This window comes from Zunongwangia sp. L-65 (genome assembly GCF_056859415.1).
Genome location: NZ_JBSXOK010000059.1, coordinates 155,395 through 178,422, shown reverse-complemented (window position 1 = coordinate 178,422; position 23,028 = coordinate 155,395). Strand labels below are relative to the sequence as shown.

Below are 23,028 nucleotides of genomic sequence, written 5' to 3'. Positions count from 1 at the left end.
ACAGTGGAGACTGTGAGGTTTTTCTTATAATAGAAATAAGTGATTTCTTATTACTCTTTAGTTATAATTAACTTCCTGCTTTTTCTCTAGCATTTCGTCAAATTCTTCTTTAGAACCTACGATGATACTATCATATTTACGCATACCTGTACCTGCTGGAATTCTATGACCAACAATTACATTCTCCTTAAGTCCTTCTAAAGAATCGATCTTACCGCTTACCGCAGCTTCGTTCAACACCTTAGTAGTTTCCTGGAAGGATGCCGCAGAGATAAATGACTTGGTTTGAAGCGATGCTCTGGTAATACCCTGAAGAACCGGAGTTGCAGTTGCTGCAACAACGTCTCTTGCGGAAGCCAGGTTTTTGTCTTCTCTACGAAGCTGAGAATTTTCGTCTCTTAGCTCTCTTAGCGATACAATTTGTCCTGGTTTAAGGTTTTCTGATTCACCAGCATCTTCGATAACCTTCATTCCGAAGATCTTATCATTCTCTTCAATAAAGTCTGATTTATGAACTAATTGGTTTTCTAAGAAGATAGTATCTCCTGGATCAACGATTCTTACTTTACGCATCATCTGACGTACTACAACCTCAAAGTGCTTATCATTAATCTTCACCCCTTGTAGTCTATAAACTTCCTGTACTTCGTTTACAAGATACTGCTGTACTGCATTTGGTCCTTTAATGTTAAGGATATCTTCTGGAGTTATAGAACCGTCAGAAAGTGGCATACCTGCACGAACGTAATCATTTTCCTGTACTAAGATCTGGTTAGAAAGCTTTACTAAATACTTTTTAATCTCACCAAATTTAGACTCAACGATAATTTCGCGGTTACCACGTTTTATTTTACCAAATGAAACAACACCATCAATTTCTGAAACTACAGCTGGATTAGATGGATTACGCGCTTCAAAAAGCTCGGTTACCCTAGGAAGACCACCGGTAATATCACCAGCTTTAGATGATTTACGAGGAATCTTCACTAAAATCTTACCAACACCAATTTTTTCAGCATTGTCTACCATAAGGTGAGCACCTACCGGTAGGTTATAAGAACGAATAACTTCGTCTTTCTTACCTAAAATATGCAATGTTGGGATAAGCTTTTTATTACGGGATTCAGAAATTACTTTTTCCTGGAATCCTGTTTGCTCATCAATCTCAACCTGATAAGTAACTCCCTGTTCTACGTTTTCGTATTTTATCTTACCCGCAAATTCAGAGATAATCACACCGTTATAAGGATCCCACTGACATACTGTAGTTCCTTTAGCGATTTCCACCCCATCTTCGATAAAGATTTCAGAACCGTAAGGAATGTTGTTTGTACTTAAAACAACACCTGTCTTCTTATCCTTAACCTTAATCTCTGCAGTACGTGAAATTACGATGTCTGAGGTGCTACCATCCGGAGCTTCACCTTTTACAACTTTTAGATCATCAATTTCAGCAACACCATCAAACTTGGTAATTAGTTTGTTCTCTTCTGAAATGTTTCCTGCAATACCTCCTACGTGGAAGGTACGAAGTGTAAGCTGTGTACCAGGCTCCCCAATAGACTGAGCAGCTACAACACCTACAGCTTCCCCTCTTTGAACAAGTTTATTTGTTGCAAGGTTACGACCGTAACATTTTACACAAATTCCCTTCTTCGCTTCACAGGTAAGTGGTGAACGCACTTCTACACTTTCGATTGGTGCATTCTCTATAATTTCAACGATTTCTTCAGTGATTTCTGCTCCAGCTTCTACGATCAACTCGTCTGTAGTTGGATTATATACATCATTTAAAGAAATACGCCCTAAAATTCTTTCTCCAAGAGACTCAACAATCTCTTCGTTCTTTTTAAGCGGTCTAACTTCTACCCCTCTTAATGTTCCACAGTCTTCTTCGTTTACGATAACGTCCTGAGAAACATCCACCAAACGACGAGTTAAATAACCCGCATCTGCCGTTTTAAGTGCGGTATCCGCAAGACCTTTACGAGCACCGTGAGTAGAGATAAAGTATTCAAGAATCGAAAGACCTTCTTTAAAGTTAGAAAGAATTGGGTTTTCGATAATCTCACCTCCACCAGAGTTCGATTTTTTAGGTTTCGCCATAAGACCACGCATACCGGTAAGCTGACGAATCTGCTCTTTAGATCCACGAGCTCCAGAATCAAGCATCATGAACACCGAGTTAAATCCTTGCTTATCTTCACGAATTCGCTTCATCGCTAATTCGGTAAGGCCGGCATTTGTTGAAGTCCAAATGTCAATTACCTGGTTATAACGCTCGTTATTGGTAATAAGACCCATGTTATAGTTACCTATGATCCCTTCTACCTGCTCATTTGCCTCATCGATCATCGTTTGTTTTTCAGCAGGGATAATAATATCACCTAAACTGAAAGATAACCCACCGCGGAATGCGAATCCATATCCAAGAGATTTAATCTTATCAAGGAATTCTGAAGTTTCAGGAACACTGGTTAATTTAAGAATCTTACCAATAATTTCACGAAGTGATTTTTTAGTAAGTACCTCATTAATATATCCCGCTACTTCTGGTACCGTTTCGTTAAACAACACTCTACCTACCGTAGATTCTATAATCTGGTATACTAACTTTCCTTCTTCATTGTAATCTTTTGCTCTAATTTTAATAGGAGCGTTAAGATCTACTCTCTTCTGGTTATAAGCAATAACCACCTCTTCAGCTGAATAGAAAGTTAAGCCTTCACCTAAAACAGGCTCTTCATCTGTAGATCGCTTAAGCTTGGTCATATAATACAGACCAAGAACCATATCCTGAGAAGGTACTGTAATTGGCGAACCATTTGCAGGGTTAAGGATGTTATGAGAGGCCAACATTAATAATTGTGCCTCTAAAATAGCCTCTGGCCCAAGTGGTAAATGCACTGCCATCTGATCCCCATCAAAGTCGGCATTAAAAGCCGTACAGGCCAATGGGTGTAATTGTATCGCTTTCCCCTCGATAAGTTTAGGCTGGAATGCCTGGATACCAAGACGGTGAAGCGTAGGAGCACGGTTTAGTAATACAGGATGTCCTTTAAGAACATTTTCTAAGATATCCCATACCACCGGCTCTTTTTTATCTATAATCTTTTTCGCAGATTTTACTGTTTTTACAATTCCTCTTTCGATTAATTTTCTAATTACAAAAGGCTTGTAAAGCTCTGCCGCCATATTCTTTGGAAGACCACATTCGAACATTTTAAGTTCTGGTCCCACAACGATTACAGAACGTGCTGAATAATCCACACGCTTACCAAGTAAGTTTTGACGGAAACGTCCCTGCTTACCTTTTAAGGAATCCGAAAGGGATTTAAGCGGACGGTTAGAATCCGTTTTTACTGCTGAGGATTTTCTTGTATTATCGAATAAGGAATCTACAGATTCCTGAAGCATACGCTTTTCGTTACGTAAGATTACTTCAGGAGCTTTAATTTCCATTAGACGCTTCAAACGGTTGTTACGAATAATTACCCTTCTATAAAGATCGTTAAGATCTGAAGTAGCAAAACGACCACCGTCCAAAGGCACAAGAGGTCTTAATTCTGGTGGAATTACCGGGATAACTTTCATTATCATCCACTCTGGTAAATTCTCACGGTTTTTATTCGCGTCACGAAGTGCTTCTACAACCTGAAGACGCTTTAAAGCCTCTGTTTTACGTTGTTTAGAAGTTTCGTTATTTGCTTTATGTCTTAATTCGTATGAAAGTTCATTTAAGTCAATTCTTCTAAGAATTTCAATAAGACATTCAGCTCCCATTTTTGCGATAAACTTGTTTGGGTCGCTGTCTTCTAAATATTGATTTTCCTGAGGAAGTTCGTCTAAAATATTAAGATACTCTTCTTCAGTTAAGAAATCCATTTTCTTTAAAGGATCTCCATTCTCATTTTTTGCATTACCAGGCTGAATTACCACGTATCTCTCGTAGTAAATAATCATATCTAATTTCTTAGAAGGAAGCCCTAGTAAATACCCAATTTTATTGGGTAACGAACGGAAATACCAGATATGAGCTACAGGAACTACCAAATTGATGTGCCCAACACGGTCTCTACGAACTTTCTTTTCTGTTACCTCTACACCACAACGGTCACACACGATTCCTTTGTAACGTATTCTTTTATATTTTCCACAGGCACATTCGTAATCCTTCACAGGACCAAAAATACGCTCACAGAACAATCCGTCACGCTCAGGTTTGTGCGTACGATAATTGATAGTTTCCGGTTTAAGAACTTCGCCACGAGATTCTGCGAGGATAGACTCGGGAGAAGCTAAACCGATAGAGATTTGATTAAATCTCTGTACTGTATTCTTATCATTATTTCTAGCCATAATAAATGCTGCTATCTAATTATTGTGAAAATACTGAAAATTCGGAGCGGCTATACCGCTCCGAAAAACAGTGTTTTATTCTTCTAATTTTAAATCCAGTCCAAGACCTTTCAATTCATGCATTAATACATTGAAAGATTCTGGTAATCCTGGTTCTGGCATAGGCTCTCCTTTAACGATACTTTCGTAAGTCTTAGCCCTTCCTATCACGTCATCAGATTTTACGGTTAAGATTTCTCTTAAGGTACTTGAAGCACCGTATGCTTCAAGAGCCCAAACCTCCATCTCACCAAAACGCTGACCTCCAAACTGAGCTTTACCACCAAGTGGTTGCTGAGTAATAAGGGAGTATGGCCCAATAGAACGAGCGTGCATTTTATCATCGATCATGTGACCTAATTTCAGCATATAAATTACACCTACTGTCGCTCTCTGATCAAAACGCTCACCGGTACCACCATCAAATAAATATGTATGACCAAAACGTGGAATTCCTGCTTCGTCCGTTAACTCATTGATCTTGTCTAAAGATGCACCATCGAAAATTGGAGTTGCATACTTTTTCCCTAATTTCTGACCTGCCCATCCAAGAACAGTTTCATAAATCTGACCAATGTTCATACGAGAAGGTACCCCAAGTGGGTTCAATACAATATCAACAGGAGTTCCGTCATCTAAGAATGGCATATCTTCCTGACGAACAATACGAGCAACGATACCTTTGTTACCGTGACGTCCTGCCATCTTATCCCCTACTTTAAGCTTACGTTTCTTAGCAATGTAAACTTTAGCCAGTTTTAAGATTCCAGATGGAAGCTCATCCCCTACAGAGATTGTAAACTTCTCTCTTCTTAAATTACCCTGAAGGTCGTTCTCTTTAATTTTATAATTATGAAGAAGATCTGCTACAAGCGCGTTGGTATGATCATCTGTAGTCCAGGTACCCTGAGTAAGATGCGTATAATCATCAACAGAGTTTAACATCTTTAAGGTATACTTCTTACCTTTTGGAAGTACCTCTTCTCCAAGATCATTTTGTACACCCTGAGCTGTTTTTCCACCTACGATAGCAAATAATTTATCTACTAACTGAGATTTAAGCACAGCAAACTTCGCTTCGTACTTTTTCTCTAAAACAGCAACATCTTCTTTATCTTGTGCTCTCTTACGCTTATCTTTAATTGCACGGGCAAATAACTTCTTGTTAATTACCACACCACTTAATGATGGTGAAGCTTTTAAAGAAGCGTCTTTAACGTCTCCCGCTTTATCACCAAAGATCGCTCTAAGAAGTTTTTCTTCTGGCGTAGGATCACTTTCCCCTTTAGGAGTGATCTTACCAATAAGAATATCTCCCGGCTTCACTTCAGCACCAATTCTAATCATACCATGCTCATCAAGATCCTTAGTAGCATCCTCTGAAACATTAGGTATATCGTTAGTAAGCTCTTCGTTACCTAATTTAGTATCACGAACTTCTAATGAATACTCATCAATATGAATAGATGTAAAGATATCGTCTCTTACAACTTTCTCTGAAATTACAATCGCATCCTCGAAGTTATATCCTTTCCAGGGCATAAAGGCAACTTTCATATTACGTCCAAGAGCAAGTTCTCCTTTATCGGTTGCATAACCCTGACATAATACCTGACCTTTAGTTACTCTATCTCCTACACTAACAATTGGTTTAAGGTTGATTGAAGTTCCCTGGTTCGTTTTACGGAATTTAATAAGATCGTAAGTTTTAGAATCTGAATCGAAACTTACCATTCTTTCTTCTTCAGTACGATCGTATTTAATTGTTATCTTTTGTGCGTCTACGTATTCTACTTCTCCTTCTCCTTCCGCATTAATCAATACACGAGAATCTGTAGCCACTTGTCTTTCCAATCCAGTTCCTACGATTGGAGAGTCTGCTCTTAATAAAGGAACTGCCTGACGCATCATGTTAGATCCCATCAACGCACGGTTCGCATCATCGTGTTCCAAGAAAGGAATTAAAGACGCAGAAATTGATGAAATCTGGTTTGGAGCAACATCGGTATAATGTACCTCTTTAGGATCCACAACCGGGAAGTCACCTTCCATACGTGCAATTACCTTATCGGTATCAATAGTTCCGTCATCTCCTAATGGAATGTTTGCCTGGGCAATTTTCTTTCCTTCTTCTTCTTCTGCACTTAAATAAATAGGCTCTTCAGAAATATTAATCTTTCCATCCTCTACGGTTCTATAAGGTGTTTCAATGAATCCCATTCCATTAACTTTCGCATAAACTGAAAGTGAAGAAATAAGACCAATGTTAGGACCTTCAGGAGTCTCAATAGGACATAATCTTCCGTAATGAGTATAGTGAACGTCACGAACCTCGAAACCAGCACGCTCTCTGGAAAGACCACCAGGTCCTAATGCAGAAAGACGACGTTTATGAGTAATCTCAGCCAATGGGTTCGTTTGATCCATAAACTGAGACAACTGGTTGGTACCAAAGAATGAGTTGATCACAGAAGAAAGTGTCTTCGCATTGATCAAATCGATAGGCGTAAACACCTCGTTGTCACGAACGTTCATTCTTTCACGAATCGTACGAGCCATACGGGCTAAACCAACACCAAATTGCTGAGATAACTGTTCTCCAACAGTTCTAACACGACGGTTAGATAAGTGATCAATATCATCGATCTCTGCCTTAGAGTTAATTAGCTCAATTAAATATTTTACAATGGTAATGATATCTTCTTTGGTAAGCACCTGCTTATCCATAGCTACATCAAGACCAAGTTTTTTGTTCATTCTATAACGACCAACTTCTCCTAAACTATAACGCTGATCTGAGAAGAATAATTTGTCGATTATTCCACGTGCAGTTTCCTCATCTGGCGGTTCAGCATTACGTAATTGACGGTAGATATGTTCAACCGCCTCCTTTTCAGAGTTTGTTGGATCCTTCTGTAGTGTATTATGTATAATCGCATAATCACCGGTAGAATTGTCTTCTTTATGAAGAAGAATTGTTTTGGTTCCTGTTTCAAGAATTTCTTCTATATGATCCTTATCTAATTCGGTATCACGATCTAAAACAATCTCGTTACGCTCGATAGAAACAACTTCACCAGTATCTTCATCTACGAAATCTTCGTACCATGTGTTAAGCACACGAGCCGCTAACTTTCTACCTAAAACTTTCTTAAGACCTGTTTTTGAAACTTTTACTTCTTCAGCAAGATCAAAAATTTCAAGAATATCTTTATCGCGCTCAAATCCAATTGCGCGGAAAAGAGTGGTTACAGGTAATTTTTTCTTTCTATCGATATAAGCATACATAACGCTATTAATATCGGTAGCAAATTCTATCCAGGAACCTTTAAAAGGAATTACTCTGGCAGAATATAATTTTGTTCCATTTGCATGGAAAGATTGTCCAAAGAATACTCCCGGAGAACGGTGAAGCTGAGAAACTACAACACGCTCTGCACCATTAATACAAAAAGTCCCACTAGGGGTCATATAAGGAATTGTCCCTAGATAAACATCCTGTACGATAGTTTCAAAATCCTCATGTTCTGGATCTGTACAATATAGTTTCAACCTTGCTTTTAAAGGTACACTATATGTAAGACCACGCTCAATACACTCTTGAATAGAATATCTTGGTGGGTCTACAAAATAATCTAAAAATTCTAATACAAATTGGTTACGGGTATCCGTAATTGGGAAGTTTTCAAGGAAGGTGTTATAAAGGCCTTCATTTCCCCGCTCTTCTGATTTTGTTTCTAATTGAAAGAAATCCTGGAAAGATTTGATCTGAATATCCAAAAAATCTGGATAGTCAGGTCTGTTCTTTACAGAAGAGAAACTAAATCTTTCAGTTTGCTTTGCTAACATCAATGGACGGATTATAATTTATATAAAAATTGCTTGCGAAAAAAGCATTAGCTCCATATACGCAAAAGGGTTTAGACCTTCAGGAGCGTATCCTGAGGCCTAAACCTAAATAATATTGCTCTCGTCAAGCTTATTTAAGCTCAACCTCAGCTCCTGCTTCTTCTAATTGAGATTTTAAAGCTTCAGCTTCATCTTTAGAAACTCCTTCTTTAACTGCTTTTGGAGCTCCATCTACTAATTCCTTAGCATCTTTAAGTCCAAGACCTGTTAATTCTTTTACTAGTTTTACAACTGCTAATTTAGATCCACCTGGAGCTTTAAGAATTACATCAAATTCAGTTTGCTCTTCAGCAGCTTCCTCACCACCAGCAGCAGCTCCACCAGCAACAGCTACAGCTGCAGCAGCAGGCTCAATACCATACTCTTCTTTTAATATATCAGCTAACTCGTTTACTTCTTTAACTGTTAAGTTAACTAATTGTTCTGCGAATTCTTTTAAATCTGCCATTTTCTATCGTTTTAAAATTTTTGTAAAAGTTATATTTATTAAAAAGTGCGTACTATACTAGTCCTCTTTTTCTGAAAGAGTTTTAAGTATCCCTGCAAGTTTGCCTCCACTTGATTTAAGTGCAGAAACAACGTTTTTAGCAGGAGATTGAAGTAATCCAATGATATCTCCAACAACCTCTTCTTTAGACTTAATATTAGAAAGAGCTTCTAAATACTCATCTCCAACATAAATTGCTTCATCAATAAAAGCTCCTTTAAGAACAGGCTTCTCGTTTTTCTTTCTGAATTCTTTAATTACTTTAGCTGGCGCATTACCAGTTTCAGCAATCATTATAGAGGTGTTACCTTTTAAAGTTGTTGGAAGATCTCCAAAATCTTTATCAGAGGCTTCCATTGCTTTAGTTAGTAACGTATTCTTAACTACCGCAAGTTTTACATTAGCTTTAAAACAAGCTCTACGTAAATTAGAGGTTGTTCCGGCATCCAAACCTGAGATATCTGCAATATAGATAGTTGAAGTATCAGCTAACTGGGCAGTTAAATCTTCTATTACTTTTGATTTTTCTTCTCTTGTCATAATACCTTATTATTGCTCAGTAAACCTTTTTGTATCTATTGCTACACCAGGCCCCATTGTACTGGACATGTGGATACTTTTAATGTATACACCTTTAGCTGCCTGAGGTTTCAGTTTTACAAGCGTCGTTAATAATTCTCTTGCGTTACCGGCTATTTTATCTGGATTAAAAGATACTTTTCCTATACCAGCGTGAACGATACCGGTTTTATCAACTTTAAAATCGATTTTACCAGCCTTCACATCAGATACTGCTTTAGCGATATCCATAGTCACAGTTCCGGTTTTAGGGTTAGGCATTAAACCTCTAGGACCTAAAACACGTCCTAAGGGTCCTAATTTACCCATAACACTAGGCATAGTGATGATCACATCTACATCTGTCCAACCACCTTTAATTTTATCAAGGTATTCATCAAGACCTACATAATCAGCACCTGCGTTCTTAGCTTCCTCTTCTTTATCTGGAGTTACTAAGGCAAGAACCTTAACATCTTTACCTGTCCCGTGTGGTAATGTAACCACCCCTCTAACCATTTGGTTAGCTTTTCGAGGATCTACATTTAAACGTACCGCTAAATCCACAGAAGCGTCAAAGCTCTCGCTAGAAACTTCTTTGATCAAAGCAGAAGCTTCAGCAACCGTATAGGCTTTACCCTTTTCGATTTTAGATTGAGCTTCTTTTTGTTTTTTAGTCAACTTTGCCATTTTCTAAATTCTTTTTGGATTAAAACGGTGCATCACCTTTTACTGTTATACCCATAGAACGAGCTGTACCAGCGACCATTTTCATTGCAGATTCGATAGTAAATGCATTTAAATCCTGCATTTTATCCTCAGCAATCTCTTTTATTTGATCCCAAGATACACTTGCTACTTTTTTTCTGTTAGGCTCTCCTGAACCCTTTTTTGTTTTTGCTGCTTCCATTAGCTGTACTGCTGCTGGTGGAGTTTTGATAACAAAATCAAATGATTTATCAGAATAAACAGTAATAGCTACTGGTAGCACTTTACCTTGTTTATCCTGAGTTCTACCATTGAATTGCTTACAGAATTCCATGATATTAACTCCGGCAGCACCTAAAGCAGGTCCAACTGGTGGTGAAGGGTTAGCAGCACCTCCGCGAACTTGTAGTTTTACAACTTTACTTACTTCTTTTGCCATTTTTTACATTTTTAGAAGATAGTTTATTAGAGTGGAAGCAAATAAAAAACTATCAAAAAATTTGTAACAATTATATTTTTTCAACTTGCATATAACTAAGCTCTAATGGTGTTTTTCTACCAAAGATCTTAACCATAACTTCAAGCTTACGCTTTTCTTCATTAATTTTCTCAACAGTTCCATTGAAACCGTTAAAAGGACCATCAATTACTTTAATAGTTTCCCCAAGAGTAAAAGGAATCGCAACATTATCAGTTTTAACCGATAACTCATCTACTTTTCCTAGCATACGATTAACTTCAGACTGTCTAAGTGGGACAGGATCACCACCTTTTGTTTCTCCAAGAAAACCGATCACTCCGTTAATACCTTTAATAATATGAGGAATTTCGCCACCTAAATTGGCCTGAATCATTATATATCCAGGAAAGTATACTCTCTCCTTATTAATCTTCTTCCCGTTTCTAATCTGGATAACCTTTTCTGTAGGAACCAATACCTGATCCACCCAGTCTTCCATACCCATATGGGAAATTTCACGCTCTATATAATCTTTTACTTTATTTTCTTGTCCACTTACGGCACGAACTACATACCATTTCTTATCCTTAACTTCTGCCATAACTAGTTTACGATTTTACCCATTCAAAGTATTGCTCAATCACGGTACTGAATAAAGTATCAACACCCCAAATAGCTAAAGAAAAAATAATAGAAAAAACTGCAACTAGAATTGTTAGCCTTTGAGCTTCAGGCCAACTTGTCCAGGTAACATGGTTTTTCAACTCGTTATAAGACTCTGATATATAATTAACAATTCCTGCCATTCCTTAAAGTATTTGCACGGGTTGAGAGGCTCGAACTCCCGACACCTGGTTTTGGAGACCAGTGCTCTACCAACTGAGCTAAACCCGTAAGATAAAGAGAAGGTATCCTGCTCTTCACAGGATACCTTATATATTCAAACTATGATTAGTCTAAAATTTCAGTTACCTGACCAGCACCTACAGTTCTACCACCTTCACGGATAGCGAAACGTAAACCAACATTCATTGCAATAGGCTGAATCAAATCAACAGTAATTGTAAGGTTATCACCTGGCATTACCATCTCTACTCCTTCAGGAAGACTAATTGTCCCTGTTACATCAGTTGTACGTACGTAGAACTGAGGACGGTAGTTGTTATGGAATGGAGTGTGACGTCCACCTTCTTCTTTTTTAAGGATATAAACCTCTGCCTTAAACTTAGCATGAGGAGTTACAGATCCAGGTTTAGTAATTACCATACCTCTAGAGATCTGAGTTTTCTCGATACCTCTTAATAAAAGACCCACGTTATCACCAGCTTCACCTCTATCAAGAATTTTACGGAACATTTCTACTCCAGTAATTGTAGAAGTCAATTTACCAGCACCCATACCAATAATCTCTACAGGATCTCCAGTATTAGCTACACCAGTTTCGATACGTCCAGTTGCTACTGTACCACGACCAGTAATAGAGAATACATCCTCGATTGGCATTAAGAATGGTTTATCAACATCACGCTGTGGTAATTCAATCCAGCTATCAACAGCTTCCATAAGATCTAAAACAGACTGTGTCCATTTATCATCACCTTCTAAAGCACCAAGAGCAGATCCAGAAATTACAGGACCATTATCTCCATCATACTCATAGAAAGAAAGTAAATCTCTAACTTCCATTTCTACTAGCTCAAGAAGCTCCTCATCATCTACAAGGTCAACTTTATTTAAAAACACAACAATTCTTGGGATACCAACCTGGCGACCAAGAAGGATGTGCTCACGAGTTTGTGGCATAGGACCATCAGTCGCAGCAACAACAAGGATAGCACCGTCCATCTGAGCAGCACCAGTTACCATGTTCTTAACGTAATCGGCGTGACCTGGACAGTCAACGTGAGCATAGTGACGGTTTGCAGTCGCGTACTCTACGTGAGAAGAGTTAATGGTAATACCTCTATCTTTTTCCTCAGGAGCGTTATCGATTTGATCGAAAGCTCTAGCTTCAGAATATCCAGCGTCAGCTAACACCTTAGTAATAGCTGCTGTTAAAGTAGTTTTTCCGTGATCTACGTGTCCAATCGTACCTATATTTAAGTGCGGTTTGGAACGATCATAAGTTTCCTTTGCCATAATTAATACTTATTTAATCTTAGTTATATATTAGTGTTCAATTTTATACTAAACCAGAGCCAACGACGAGAATTGAACTCGTGACCTCTTCCTTACCAAGGAAGCGCTCTACCCCTGAGCTACGTCGGCAAACATGGATAGCTAAGCTACCCGATTGCTTTAAACAACAAAAACCATAAGCTAATAATAGCTTACGGATATCATTGATCTCATTTAATAATTTTGTTGAGCGGGAGACCGGGTTCGAACCGGCGACATTCAGCTTGGAAGGCTGACGCTCTACCAACTGAGCTACTCCCGCTTATTTATCCAATATTTAATATTTAAAAATTCAATTTCGAATCTTAACTTTTTAAATCTTGAATTCCTTATGTGGGGAGAGCAGGATTCGAACCTGCGAAGGTAAAAACCAACAGATTTACAGTCTGTCCTCGTTGGCCGCTTGAGTATCTCCCCTCAAAATTATTATACCATTATTTCATAGAACTACAACCCGAAGGCCAGCTTTATGATGGTATCAAAACGGCTGCAAATTAAAGTAATTTTACAGCACCATCCAAAGCTTTTTTCAAAAAAAATTCGAAAAATTTCTAGTTTGTTAATTTTCAATAAATTAAGCAAACTAAAGCTTTCAGATTCAAAATTTCAGAGCCGATGGAGGGACTCGAACCCACGACCTGCTGATTACAAATCAGCTGCTCTAGCCAGCTGAGCTACATCGGCAACACTTTACTTTTCACAATAAAAAAGTCCGCTATTTCTAACGGACTGCAAATGTATATAAATTATTTAGATCTCAAAATATATTTTTGAGATTTTTTTGTCTAAGCATAAGCTTTGGACTTTTCCTTACGTTTAATCAACTGTCTTTGCAATGAGTTAACACACTCATCTACACACTCTTCAAAAGTTTTACATGTCTTTTTCACCATAACATCCCCTCCTGGAATACTCAGCAAAATTTCTGTAATCTTATTTTCCTTATCACTTGTTTTCTGAACTTTCAGATAAACATCCGCAAAAATAACCTTGCTGTAGAAATTCTCTAGTTTATCCATTTTTTTCTGAATAAAACCAATCAGCTTCTGATCTGCGTTAAAGTTTACAGATTGCACGTTTACTTTCATAATTTCAAAAATTTAATTAAACAAAAAGGTTAAGCTAGTCCTTATTGTTACGAGGGTGAGCTTTCGAATGAATATTTTTGAGCTCTGCAATACTATTATGCGTATAGATCTGAGTAGCCGCCAGGCTAGAATGACCTAAGAGTTCTTTTACCGCATTTAAGTTTGCCCCTTCATTCAATAAGTGCGTGGCAAAGGAATGTCTAAGTATATGAGGACTTTTCTTTACTTTAGCCGACGCCTTACTAAAATAGGTATTTATTATTCTATAAACAAGACTTTCACTCATTTTGTCTCCTTTAGAAGAGATAAATAAACGAGAAGTTTTTGCAGTATCAGGCACAATATGGCTTCGTTGCTCTATATACAATTCAATCGTCTTCGCTACACTCTTTAATAACGGCAGATATCTTTCTTTATTTCTTTTCCCAAGCACTTTAATATTCAGTCTGGCAAGATCCAGATCATTAATCCCCAGGTTTATCAATTCAATTCGCCTTAAACCTGCCGAATAAAACAACTCTATAATCGCTTTATCGCGTATCCCTTCAAAACTATCCGTGTCAATATCATTAATTACAGTAGCCACTTCTACTTTAGAAAATGGCACCTGCAGCTTTTTTGCCATCTTAAGCGGCCGATGTTTTTGTAAAGGTGAAATAGACAGCTCCCCTACTTTTTGCAGAAAATAATAATAGGATTTTAGCGAAGATATCTTACGATTAATACTTCTATTAGATACACCTGATTCTGATAGAGAAACAATCCAGTTCCGGATTTGGGCATAATCCACATTCTTTAAATCCGAACATTCGAATTCAGCCAATAAAAATTCCTGAAATGAGAGAAGATCGGCTTCATAAGCCTTAAGAGTATGGAGGGAATAATTCTTCTCTAAAAGAAGATAATCTTTAAATTTCGGAATAGACATAAAAAAACTGTTGACAAACAAAGTTAAAAAACTTTATCTATCAACAGTTATATTTTTACCAAAGAAGCAGGGCTTCTTTACCGATATTCACTCTTAAAAAAGAAAGGAAATACTAGATATCTTCCTGGTCTCTAAGGTGCTGAATATACTGCGCTTTTTGAACTTGCGCCCTACGTTCTACAGACGGTTTTGTAAAATGCTGACGACTTCTTAGCTGACGCATTGTTCCTGTTTTATCGAATTTACGCTTAAAACGCTTAAGCGCTCTATCAATGTTTTCTCCGTCTTTTACTGGTATTATTAACATAGATCCACCTCCTTTCTTTGAAAATTAGGGTGCAAATATAATCTAATTTTACTTCCTCACAACTTTATTTAAAAGATTAAATATAATTTTTAGCAATAAGCAATCAACTATTGGCTATTCACTCTAAAACCAAAGGATAGTTTATGTATTATTCAACCTTAAATCTTAAACCTGAAACTTTTCAAAATTAAAATCCTTTAACTTTAGCCAGCTTACAATTTAGAATCTACAGCTGGCACAGCTCATGTAAAATGTATAACGTATAATGATTAAATAAGGTACAAGGTGAAACGTAACATTCTCAAAAAACAATGACTATTAGATTTTAAATGAAAACGACAAGAACAATCTCATTCAAACCAAAATCAAACCTTCACGCTTAGAACTTTTAACTTTCAAACTGTTCCACTCTTTTTCATATAAACACCTCCTTCACCGGTGCCTTGTACTCTTTCTTATCTATGACCATTTTGGCGATAATCTTTGGATCATTTTCGCCAAAACGGGTTACGATTTAAATACCTCCTTCACCGGTGCCTTGTACTCTTTCTTATCTATGACCATTTTGGTGATAATCTTTGGATCATTTTCGCCAAAACGGGTTACGATTTAAATACCTCCTTCACCGGTGCCTTGTACTCTTTCTTATCTATGACCATTTTGGCGATAATCTTTGGATCATTTTCGCCAAAACGGGTTACGATTTAAACACCTCCTTCACCGGTGCCTTGTACTCTTTCCTATCTATGACCATTTTGGCGATAATTTCCCTTAAAATTTCAGAGGTGCCACCGCCTATTGGTCCAAGTCGGCTATCTCTAAACATTCTCGCTAGCGGATAGTCTTCCATATAACCGTAGCCACCTAACATTTGCAGACTTCCGTAGATTACTTCGTCCGCAATTTTGGTACTTAAAAGTTTAGACATGCTAGCTTCTTTCACCGGATACTCTCCCTTTCCTAATTTATAGGCAGTAGCATAATTAAACTCTTTGATAACCGTTACTTCGCTTACCATATCTGCGATTTTGTGTCGTAAGGCCTGGAATTCATTTATCTTCTTCCCAAAAGCTTCCCGCTCATTCATGTAATTAATCGCATAATCCAGGGCAAATTCGGCTCTGGCATGCGCATTTACCCCCATTATCAATCGCTCCATTGCAAAGTGCTGCATAATATATGAAAAACCTTTATTCTCCTCTCCTAACATATTACTGGCCGGGATTTCTACATTATCAAAAGCAATCTCTCCAGTATCTGAAGCTCTCCACCCGAGTTTATTCAACTTTAAAGCAGAAACTCCTTTCGCATTTCTATCTACAATAAAAATACTCATCCCCTTACTTTTAAGCTCAGGGCTGGTTTTTGCTGCCACAACTAAATAATCAGCATAAACCCCATTAGTGATAAAAGTTTTCGAACCGTTTAATATATAGGTATCTCCTTTTTTTTCTGCAGTCGATCTCATTCCAGCAACATCAGAGCCGCCAAAAGGCTCTGTAACACATAAGGCACCTATTTTCTCTCCGCTAATACTTGGAATAAGATATTTTGCTTTTAGTTCTTCACTGGCTTCTACTTTAACATGCGTCATTGCTAAATAAGCATGCGCCCACATTGCCGCAGCAAAACCTCCTGAGTTTATTTTTTGTAACTCCTCCAGGAATATAATGGTATAAAATATATCAAGATCTAATCCTCCATATTCCTCTGGCTGATATAAACCAAAATACCCCATTTCACCAAACTTTTCCCAAATAAAACGGTCTATAGTTCCTGTCTCTTCCCATTTATCAATGTGTGGAACTACCTCCTTTTGTAAAAACTCTTTAAAACTCTCTCTGAATAGAGCATGCTCTTCAGTAAAATACATGGAATTCATTTAATCTTAATAATGTAAAAAATAGTCGATCTATTTCTATAAAAAATACCGCTAAATTAAATTCATTTTTAGATTTACCTTACAAAATGGACTTAAAATTAAGAATATAGTATTTTTTTACAATATATCAATTAAAACTTAAATATAATTGAATTCTATCAATTTTTAAGACCGGGAAATCCTCTATTTTTAACAAAACTTCAATTGAATCTATTCCTTCATGAAGGTTTCTGTAATCTATAATTGCTTTTGCCAGGTCATAATTAAAATAGGGAAGCTCTGAAAGCTCTAAAACTCCAATAGTGTTGATATTCTTTTTGTTGAAATTGGGCGGAATTTCATTTAAATATTTTAAAAGCTCGATCCGAACCTCGTCAGAAAGCCCATAAATATCTTTTAACTGAATTAAACTTCTATAACCGCCAATACTTTCCCTATACTTTATTATTCTGTTGGAAAGTACCTCTCCTATTCCCTTTACTTTCTGAAGTTCTAAAGCACCCACGGAATTTAGATCGAACTTTAAAACTGCGGTTTGTTTTATCGAAACTGAATTGTTGTTATCAGTAATCCATTCGGAAAATTTAAAATAAGGGATTAATTGCTCCAAAACCGAGTCTGAAACACCGGTAATCCTCTGAAAATCTTCGGCAGAATTTATCCATTGCCCGGAAGACTGAAAGTCTAATAGTGCATCAATCTCTTTTAAAGACAGTCCAACTCGATAAGCCTGATAGTCCTTAAGGTAATTAGGATTGAAAGGATAAATAGTATCTTTACCGGTATCGACCTGCTTTAGGCTATCTAATTTATGCTGGAATTGAATAATTTCAGCATTCGTTTCTTTGGGAATATCCTCCTCGAGGGATAGAAAAGGAGACTTAAAATAAAACACCTGAAGGATAATAATAAGAGCAATTAAAACAAAAATCCCATTCCGTTCACTTTTATTGAAAACGAAATGGGATTTCCAGTGTTTCATACTTATATGTTTAGACTACATTATTATTGCATCGTAGTCTTTGGCTTACCGTCTTTAGTAAATAATTCTCCTGCTTTTAATTTCCTAAAGTATTCACGTAGGTCCTCTCTAACCTCTCCACTCATTATATAAAGACCAATAATATTAGGGAAAGACATTGATAAAATCATCATATCAGAGAAATCCAGTACAGCACCAAGACTAATGGAAGCTCCAATTACGACAAATACCAAGAAAAATACTTTATAAATAAGTTCTGATTTTGTACTCTTTCCAAAAAGGAAGGTCCAGGCTCTCATACCGTAATACGACCAAGAAATCATTGTTGAAAAAGCAAATAAGAAGACCGCTACGGAAAGCACATAAGGGAACCAGTCGATCACACTTGCAAACGCATCTGATGTTAACTGCGTACCACCTACTCCTTCAACCTCATGCATTCCGGTAAAGATCAGTACCAAAGCAGTTAATGTACAAACAACAACCGTATCTATAAAAGGCTCTAATAATGCCACAAAGCCTTCAGAAGGAGGATTATTTGTTTTTACCACACTATGCGCAATTGCAGCAGAACCTACACCAGCTTCATTAGAGAATGCTGCTCTTTGGAATCCTACGATCAATACACCAATAACTCCTCCTTTTAAAGCAGAAGGACTAAAAGCTCCATCCCAAATAGCGGTTAATGCCGGTCCGATATTTTCAATATTAATTCCAATAACCACAAAAGCTCCTATGATATAAACTGCTGCCATTATGGGAACAATTTTACCCGTTACATTTGCAATACTATTAATTCCTCCAATAATTACAACACCAACAAGAACAGCTAAAATAATACCGAACCAAAATCCGTTTCCTTCTAACATTGGAAATTGACCAGACAAAATCTCAAAAGACTGGTTGGCCTGGAACATATTACCTCCTCCAAAAGAAGCTCCTACACCTAAAATAGCAAAGAAGCCAGCAAGAAAGCGACCAAAACTTTTCATGTTACGTTTTTCCAAACCATAACGTAAATAATTCATAGGCCCTCCAAATACACGTCCTTCAGAATTAATATGTCTATATTTTACACCAAGAGTACATTCTACAAACTTAGAAGACATTCCCAGTAAACCGGCAATAATCATCCAAAAAGTTGCACCAGCACCACCCAGTGAAACGGCTACAGCTACCCCTGCTATATTCCCTAGACCAACCGTAGCAGAGACTGCTGTCGCTAAGGCCTGGAAATGGGTAATCGTTCCCGGTGCATCTGGATCATCATATTTTCCACTAGCAAGTTCAAAAGAATGCTTAAATCCTCTAATATTAATAAAACCCATTCTTATCGTAAAGAAAGCTGCACCAAAAATCAACCAGATCACAATAAATGGTATTGGGTGAGATTGTGGGTCACCATTTGGATAGGTAAGAATTACCGGCTCATCATATTTTATTTGTGCCAGATAATGTGCTCCAGTCTCAATTAAATCTTCGGTATTTTGAAAATCGTAAATTGAGCCTCCTTCTTTTACCAGGTACTTTAATTTACCAGCAGCACTTGCATAAACGGGAACATCACCACCTTTGGTAGAGGTCACTACAGCTATCTGCTCTCCTTTATCTACATGCGAACCTTCTGCTATAAGCCATTTTTTTAGCATAAACTTATCCTGAACATCTGCACTCCAACCCGGAGTTTCGACATTTTTCACATCAGCGTACACAATAGGATCATAAATACCTATCGCTGCAAAAGGGTCCCAAAAAAGAACAGCTGTTAATCCCTCAACAGCTGGCGTAAATATTCCATTAAATTTTTCAGTAATCGCTTCAGCTTTCACCTTAGCTTCTACCGTAGCCGTATTCCCATCACTATCCTGAACAACTACAGTGTAAGGAACTCCTTCAGTTAGCCCTTCAGCTTTTGAAGAACTAAGCGGAGTCTCTTTATTAGACCATTTATAAGTGTAAGGTGGGGTTCCTCCGGTTACTTCAACGTCTATAAATCCGTCGTTAATTTTATTTGTGGGGTTTCCGACTTTTGTTTTTACTTCCAGCTCCTGTGCCTGAAGTAATGCCACAGGAAGTAGCAATAACATTGAAAGTAAGTACTTTCTCATATACAGATTAGTGTTTAATTTAGATTTATTTTTTCCGCTCAGCAAGATGCTAAAAAAATAGGCTAATTCAAATTTTATGTCGTTAAAATGTCAAGGTTTTGTTAATGAAACTTAACAAAAATATTAATTATCCCCCTATTTTTTATACGATTCTTGCTAAAGATCGAATACCGAAGTTCTTTTAGTATATACCAAATCCTTAAGTTTTAACCAAAAAGCCAATGTAAGATATACTGCAAAACCTACCCCGAAAGTGAAAAATGTTACATAGATAAAAAACAGTCTTACACTTTTTGCCCGCATTCCAATTTTATCGGCAAGGCGAGAAGAAACGTAAAAGCCATTACGTTCTAAATAATATCTTAAGTTGTAAAAATTTTGTCTCACAGGCCAAATATAACTAATATTTCCCTCTCACAAGCTTCACCCCTAAAGCACATTTTAAACATTTGTTATTATCGCAATACCTATGTTTTAATTGCAATAGCGCCTGGGAGTGCATTGCATTTTTAAACAATTTGGGTTTTAATTCCTGAAAATGCCGAATAACAACATTCTTTTCAGGATCAAGCTCAGCAATTAGATCAAGATAGTATTCTTCTTTATTCATGTTTTTTTTCGCAAAAGCATATTGAACAGGGATAACAGTATTAATGATTAATAGATCTATAAAAGATTTGGTGAGTTTCTTTTGCCTGGGATCGTGCGAACTATTAAAGTTGTAATGTGTTTTCCAGTATTCAGTCACTTCTACATCAAAAACCTTATAGATATTAGCTTTGATCTTAGCTTTACTAAGAGTATTAAACACCGAAGTAGATTTAGCAAAAACAGCCGCCAGCTGCACTAATCTTATACTAGGAAAATTATCGGGACGCAACCTGAAGAATACTGGAGAGGTTTGTATTGGTTCGCCTATTTTAAATTTGTTCTGAAGATAGTTATATTCTTTTTTCAATGCTTTAAAGTAACTATCTTGAAAATCCTCTTGTAGTAAGCCTGCATGTCCCAACAAAACAGCTTCTAATTGAAATTGAGATTGAGAAAGTTTGCGAATCACTTCAAAATCAATGGAAATAGCCAAATTTAAAAAAGCGTTGCCATTTCTATTTAATCCAAAATTCTTAGCGAGTAATTTAAACATGACCGCCTCCCAATCATTGTTGCTTTCTTTCAATAAATCAAAAATAAGCTGTGTTTTCTCTTCGAGACGCTCAACATATAAACGTGTTAACCAGTTCTCTACATCAAAATCATTAAAATCAGGAAAGAATTTTTCACAATTAATCCAATCGTGATCCTTTTCAAATAATTGAAGGCAATTTTGTTGAATTTGAGGTGGAATTTTTTCTTTTAAAGCAAGGGTAGGAATAACAGATTCGTCTTTTCTAAAAATATCAATGTCATGTTCGTAGACCACATGAAGAATTACATTATCATAATTGGTATCGGTATGGTGACTATGGGAATACCAGTCTGAAGATTTTAGATGAATTTCTACATTCCCCGCCCAAAGCTGTTTATCTATTTTCAATTTCGCAGCAAAGAAATCGGGGCCACTCTCAGCATTGTGAGTTCCGGTATGATAGATTTCTAGCGGTTCGCCATTAACTGTTTGAAGTTGCTTTTTATCAAACTTCTGAAATTGCCATATATAATGTAAAAATTCTTCTCTCACTTCCTAAAGTTATGAAAGAATCAGTTAATACGCTAAAAATCAATATCATAAAATATCTCTACTCCTTAGGTAATTTTTCAACTACATTCAGGATAAAATCTTCTACCCAATAGCGATACATCAATCCGCTAGGATGTAATTCATCCTCAGCAATAAGATCCGGATCATCAGCCGCTCTTCTGGAAATTGGGGTAATATTGTAAAAATCTACATTGAAATCCTGCGCTACTCGTTTAAAAACTTCATTAAAAGCATCGATATCACGACCAATTTCATCTTTTTTGGCAGCGCCGAACGGAGTTACACCATAATCTGGAATACTTACTGCAAAAACACCTGCCTCCATCTTTTTAGAATGGTTTATGGCCTTTCTAAAGATCTCACGAAGTTCTTCTTCATACTCTGTAATTGATTTATTTTGATACTGGTTATTCACTCCTATTAAAATAGAAACCAAATCGAAATCTCGCTGCACGTCTAATTCTGAATTTATCCCGGCGATAAGGTCTGCTGTAGTCCATCCTGTTCTCGCTATAATTTTTGGTGCTGCCATGGCATATCCACGTTCCCTCAAGCCTTTGGTAAGCTGTACCGGCCAACGCTCAGATTCTTTAACGCTTTCTCCAATGGTGTAAGAATCTCCTAAAGCTAAATAACTGTATTTTGGATTCCCTTCTGATCCGTTGTCCTTTTGAGCTTCAGGTATACTTTTACCAGAACTACAAGAAATGCTGATAGCGCTAAAAACCAATAATAACAGCGAGTAATATAGTTTCATAGTATTAGGATTTTAGATTAATGAATAGCTTATAACACTGGAAATTCAAATAAAGCAAGCTTTTATAAATAAACTCTCCGTAGCAAACACATAAAGAATTTGTTAGTTTTTCTTGTATTCTAATCAAATAACAGTAAAAGTAGCTAGATGGGATTATAGCAATTCATCTTGATTACGCAGTAAAAATACATATTTAAGCATTTAAGCTAGTAAAGGTCTTCTTAAAGTATTGCGACATTTCAATCTTATTTTCAGATAAAGTTAAATTAAACTTATAAATAGAAAGTCAGTTTTGAACTTATGATAGATTTCAATATTTTTCTAAAGAAAAAATGGCTTCTAATAATCACCAAACGGAACGTCGTCCAGATTCCCGTACTGAGAATAAATCTTCTAAAAGCCCCGAATCAGAAAGATCATTAAGAGACCATAAAAACCCGGTTATTCGATTTTTTGCTAAAAGCGGATATGCCATTTGGATTATCATTCTAGGAATAGGTGGCATCCTTGCATTTTTTGCAACAATAGTCGCTTTATAGCCAAATCAAGATCAAAGCTTCATTGCTATAATCGATTGAT

19 protein-coding genes and 5 tRNA genes are annotated in these 23,028 nt (G+C 36.9%); 1 reads left to right on the top strand and 23 read right to left on the bottom strand.

Annotated features, from left to right (window positions below; all coding sequences use genetic code 11):
- Positions 1-57: 57 nt before the first annotated feature.
- The 23 genes from rpoC to AC13DP_RS09890 form a co-directional block, all read right to left on the bottom strand.
- A complete protein-coding gene (gene rpoC / locus AC13DP_RS10000) occupies positions 58-4,359 on the bottom strand; it encodes a DNA-directed RNA polymerase subunit beta' (protein WP_013070661.1) in 4,302 nt (1,433 codons plus the stop codon).
- A 75-nt stretch (positions 4,360-4,434) separates the two neighbouring features.
- Complete coding sequence (rpoB, locus tag AC13DP_RS09995; RefSeq protein WP_013070660.1) at positions 4,435-8,247, bottom strand: DNA-directed RNA polymerase subunit beta; 3,813 nt, start codon at positions 8,245-8,247, stop codon at positions 4,435-4,437.
- A 130-nt stretch (positions 8,248-8,377) separates the two neighbouring features.
- The gene (gene rplL / locus AC13DP_RS09990) at positions 8,378-8,755 is read right to left on the bottom strand and encodes a 50S ribosomal protein L7/L12 (RefSeq protein WP_013070659.1); all 378 of its coding nucleotides are present in this window, start codon (positions 8,753-8,755) and stop codon (positions 8,378-8,380) included.
- A gap of 57 nt (positions 8,756-8,812) precedes the next feature.
- On the bottom strand, positions 8,813-9,334 hold the full coding sequence (gene rplJ / locus AC13DP_RS09985; protein ID WP_013070658.1) for a 50S ribosomal protein L10: 522 nt from the start codon (positions 9,332-9,334) through the stop codon (positions 8,813-8,815).
- Positions 9,335-9,343: 9 nt separating this feature from the next.
- Positions 9,344-10,042, bottom strand: a complete 699-nt coding sequence (gene rplA / locus AC13DP_RS09980; RefSeq protein WP_013070657.1) for a 50S ribosomal protein L1 — start codon at positions 10,040-10,042, stop codon at positions 9,344-9,346.
- A gap of 19 nt (positions 10,043-10,061) precedes the next feature.
- Positions 10,062-10,499 carry a 50S ribosomal protein L11 gene (gene rplK / locus AC13DP_RS09975; RefSeq protein ID WP_013070656.1) on the bottom strand — a complete coding sequence of 146 codons (438 nt, stop codon included), beginning with the start codon at positions 10,497-10,499 and terminating at the stop codon, positions 10,062-10,064.
- A 70-nt stretch (positions 10,500-10,569) separates the two neighbouring features.
- Positions 10,570-11,121: a transcription termination/antitermination protein NusG gene (gene nusG / locus AC13DP_RS09970; RefSeq protein ID WP_013070655.1), complete on the bottom strand. Its 552-nt coding sequence runs from the start codon at positions 11,119-11,121 to the stop codon at positions 10,570-10,572.
- Positions 11,122-11,128: 7 nt separating this feature from the next.
- Positions 11,129-11,326, bottom strand: a complete 198-nt coding sequence (gene secE / locus AC13DP_RS09965) for a preprotein translocase subunit SecE (RefSeq protein WP_013070654.1) — start codon at positions 11,324-11,326, stop codon at positions 11,129-11,131.
- Positions 11,327-11,341: 15 nt separating this feature from the next.
- Positions 11,342-11,414: transfer RNA gene (locus tag AC13DP_RS09960), tRNA-Trp, on the bottom strand.
- A gap of 57 nt (positions 11,415-11,471) precedes the next feature.
- Positions 11,472-12,659, bottom strand: coding sequence for an elongation factor Tu (gene tuf, locus AC13DP_RS09955; protein WP_228251869.1), 1,188 nt, complete (start codon positions 12,657-12,659; stop codon positions 11,472-11,474).
- A 57-nt stretch (positions 12,660-12,716) separates the two neighbouring features.
- Positions 12,717-12,788, bottom strand: a tRNA-Thr gene (locus AC13DP_RS09950).
- Positions 12,789-12,887: 99 nt separating this feature from the next.
- A tRNA-Gly gene (locus AC13DP_RS09945) sits at positions 12,888-12,960 on the bottom strand.
- Between the two features lie 72 nt (positions 12,961-13,032).
- Positions 13,033-13,115, bottom strand: a tRNA-Tyr gene (locus tag AC13DP_RS09940).
- 193 nt (positions 13,116-13,308) lie between these two features.
- Positions 13,309-13,382, bottom strand: a tRNA-Thr gene (locus tag AC13DP_RS09935).
- A gap of 101 nt (positions 13,383-13,483) precedes the next feature.
- Entirely contained in the window at positions 13,484-13,786 is a 303-nt protein-coding gene (gene hpf / locus AC13DP_RS09930) for a ribosome hibernation-promoting factor, HPF/YfiA family (protein WP_013070652.1), read from the bottom strand.
- A 34-nt stretch (positions 13,787-13,820) separates the two neighbouring features.
- The gene (locus AC13DP_RS09925) at positions 13,821-14,714 is read right to left on the bottom strand and encodes a tyrosine-type recombinase/integrase (protein WP_228251867.1); all 894 of its coding nucleotides are present in this window, start codon (positions 14,712-14,714) and stop codon (positions 13,821-13,823) included.
- Between the two features lie 112 nt (positions 14,715-14,826).
- Positions 14,827-15,021 (bottom strand): 30S ribosomal protein S21, encoded by a 195-nt coding sequence (gene rpsU / locus AC13DP_RS09920; protein WP_013070650.1) that lies wholly within the window; start codon positions 15,019-15,021, stop codon positions 14,827-14,829.
- Between the two features lie 697 nt (positions 15,022-15,718).
- Positions 15,719-16,903 (bottom strand): acyl-CoA dehydrogenase family protein, encoded by a 1,185-nt coding sequence (locus AC13DP_RS09915; RefSeq protein WP_483067724.1) that lies wholly within the window; start codon positions 16,901-16,903, stop codon positions 15,719-15,721.
- Between the two features lie 127 nt (positions 16,904-17,030).
- Positions 17,031-17,885: a ComEA family DNA-binding protein gene (locus AC13DP_RS09910; RefSeq protein WP_483067723.1), complete on the bottom strand. Its 855-nt coding sequence runs from the start codon at positions 17,883-17,885 to the stop codon at positions 17,031-17,033.
- A 23-nt stretch (positions 17,886-17,908) separates the two neighbouring features.
- Entirely contained in the window at positions 17,909-19,993 is a 2,085-nt protein-coding gene (locus tag AC13DP_RS09905; RefSeq protein WP_041579674.1) for an amino acid carrier protein, read from the bottom strand.
- 156 nt (positions 19,994-20,149) lie between these two features.
- Positions 20,150-20,380: a PspC family transcriptional regulator gene (locus AC13DP_RS09900; RefSeq protein WP_013070646.1), complete on the bottom strand. Its 231-nt coding sequence runs from the start codon at positions 20,378-20,380 to the stop codon at positions 20,150-20,152.
- A gap of 13 nt (positions 20,381-20,393) precedes the next feature.
- The gene (locus AC13DP_RS09895) at positions 20,394-21,671 is read right to left on the bottom strand and encodes a DUF2851 family protein (protein WP_483067722.1); all 1,278 of its coding nucleotides are present in this window, start codon (positions 21,669-21,671) and stop codon (positions 20,394-20,396) included.
- Positions 21,672-21,729: 58 nt separating this feature from the next.
- Positions 21,730-22,449 carry an SGNH/GDSL hydrolase family protein gene (locus tag AC13DP_RS09890; protein ID WP_272958579.1) on the bottom strand — a complete coding sequence of 240 codons (720 nt, stop codon included), beginning with the start codon at positions 22,447-22,449 and terminating at the stop codon, positions 21,730-21,732.
- Positions 22,450-22,781: 332 nt separating this feature from the next.
- On the opposite strand from AC13DP_RS09890, the gene AC13DP_RS09885 reads away from it, so the two are divergent.
- Positions 22,782-22,988, top strand: coding sequence for a hypothetical protein (locus AC13DP_RS09885; protein WP_483067721.1), 207 nt, complete (start codon positions 22,782-22,784; stop codon positions 22,986-22,988).
- Positions 22,989-23,028: the final 40 nt, after the last annotated feature.

Excerpts from the sequence above, each read along its gene's own strand:
- rpoC (WP_013070661.1), bottom strand. The coding sequence starts at position 4,359 with ATGGCTAGAAATAATGATAAGAATACAGTACAGAGATTTAATCAAATC.
- rplL (WP_013070659.1), bottom strand. The coding sequence starts at position 8,755 with ATGGCAGATTTAAAAGAATTCGCAGAACAATTAGTTAACTTAACAGTT.
- rpoB (WP_013070660.1), bottom strand. The coding sequence starts at position 8,247 with ATGTTAGCAAAGCAAACTGAAAGATTTAGTTTCTCTTCTGTAAAGAAC.
- tuf (WP_228251869.1), bottom strand. The coding sequence starts at position 12,659 with ATGGCAAAGGAAACTTATGATCGTTCCAAACCGCACTTAAATATAGGT.
- rplA (WP_013070657.1), bottom strand. The coding sequence starts at position 10,042 with ATGGCAAAGTTGACTAAAAAACAAAAAGAAGCTCAATCTAAAATCGAA.
- AC13DP_RS09925 (WP_228251867.1), bottom strand. The coding sequence starts at position 14,714 with ATGTCTATTCCGAAATTTAAAGATTATCTTCTTTTAGAGAAGAATTAT.
- hpf (WP_013070652.1), bottom strand. The coding sequence starts at position 13,786 with ATGAAAGTAAACGTGCAATCTGTAAACTTTAACGCAGATCAGAAGCTG.
- rplK (WP_013070656.1), bottom strand. The coding sequence starts at position 10,499 with ATGGCAAAAGAAGTAAGTAAAGTTGTAAAACTACAAGTTCGCGGAGGT.
- rplJ (WP_013070658.1), bottom strand. The coding sequence starts at position 9,334 with ATGACAAGAGAAGAAAAATCAAAAGTAATAGAAGATTTAACTGCCCAG.
- secE (WP_013070654.1), bottom strand. The coding sequence starts at position 11,326 with ATGGCAGGAATTGTTAATTATATATCAGAGTCTTATAACGAGTTGAAA.
- AC13DP_RS09885 (WP_483067721.1), top strand. The coding sequence starts at position 22,782 with ATGGCTTCTAATAATCACCAAACGGAACGTCGTCCAGATTCCCGTACT.
- AC13DP_RS09890 (WP_272958579.1), bottom strand. The coding sequence starts at position 22,449 with ATGAAACTATATTACTCGCTGTTATTATTGGTTTTTAGCGCTATCAGC.
- nusG (WP_013070655.1), bottom strand. The coding sequence starts at position 11,121 with ATGGCAGAAGTTAAGGATAAGAAATGGTATGTAGTTCGTGCCGTAAGT.
- rpsU (WP_013070650.1), bottom strand. The coding sequence starts at position 15,021 with ATGTTAATAATACCAGTAAAAGACGGAGAAAACATTGATAGAGCGCTT.
- AC13DP_RS09915 (WP_483067724.1), bottom strand. The coding sequence starts at position 16,903 with ATGAATTCCATGTATTTTACTGAAGAGCATGCTCTATTCAGAGAGAGT.
- AC13DP_RS09905 (WP_041579674.1), bottom strand. The coding sequence starts at position 19,993 with ATGAGAAAGTACTTACTTTCAATGTTATTGCTACTTCCTGTGGCATTA.
- AC13DP_RS09910 (WP_483067723.1), bottom strand. The coding sequence starts at position 17,885 with ATGAAACACTGGAAATCCCATTTCGTTTTCAATAAAAGTGAACGGAAT.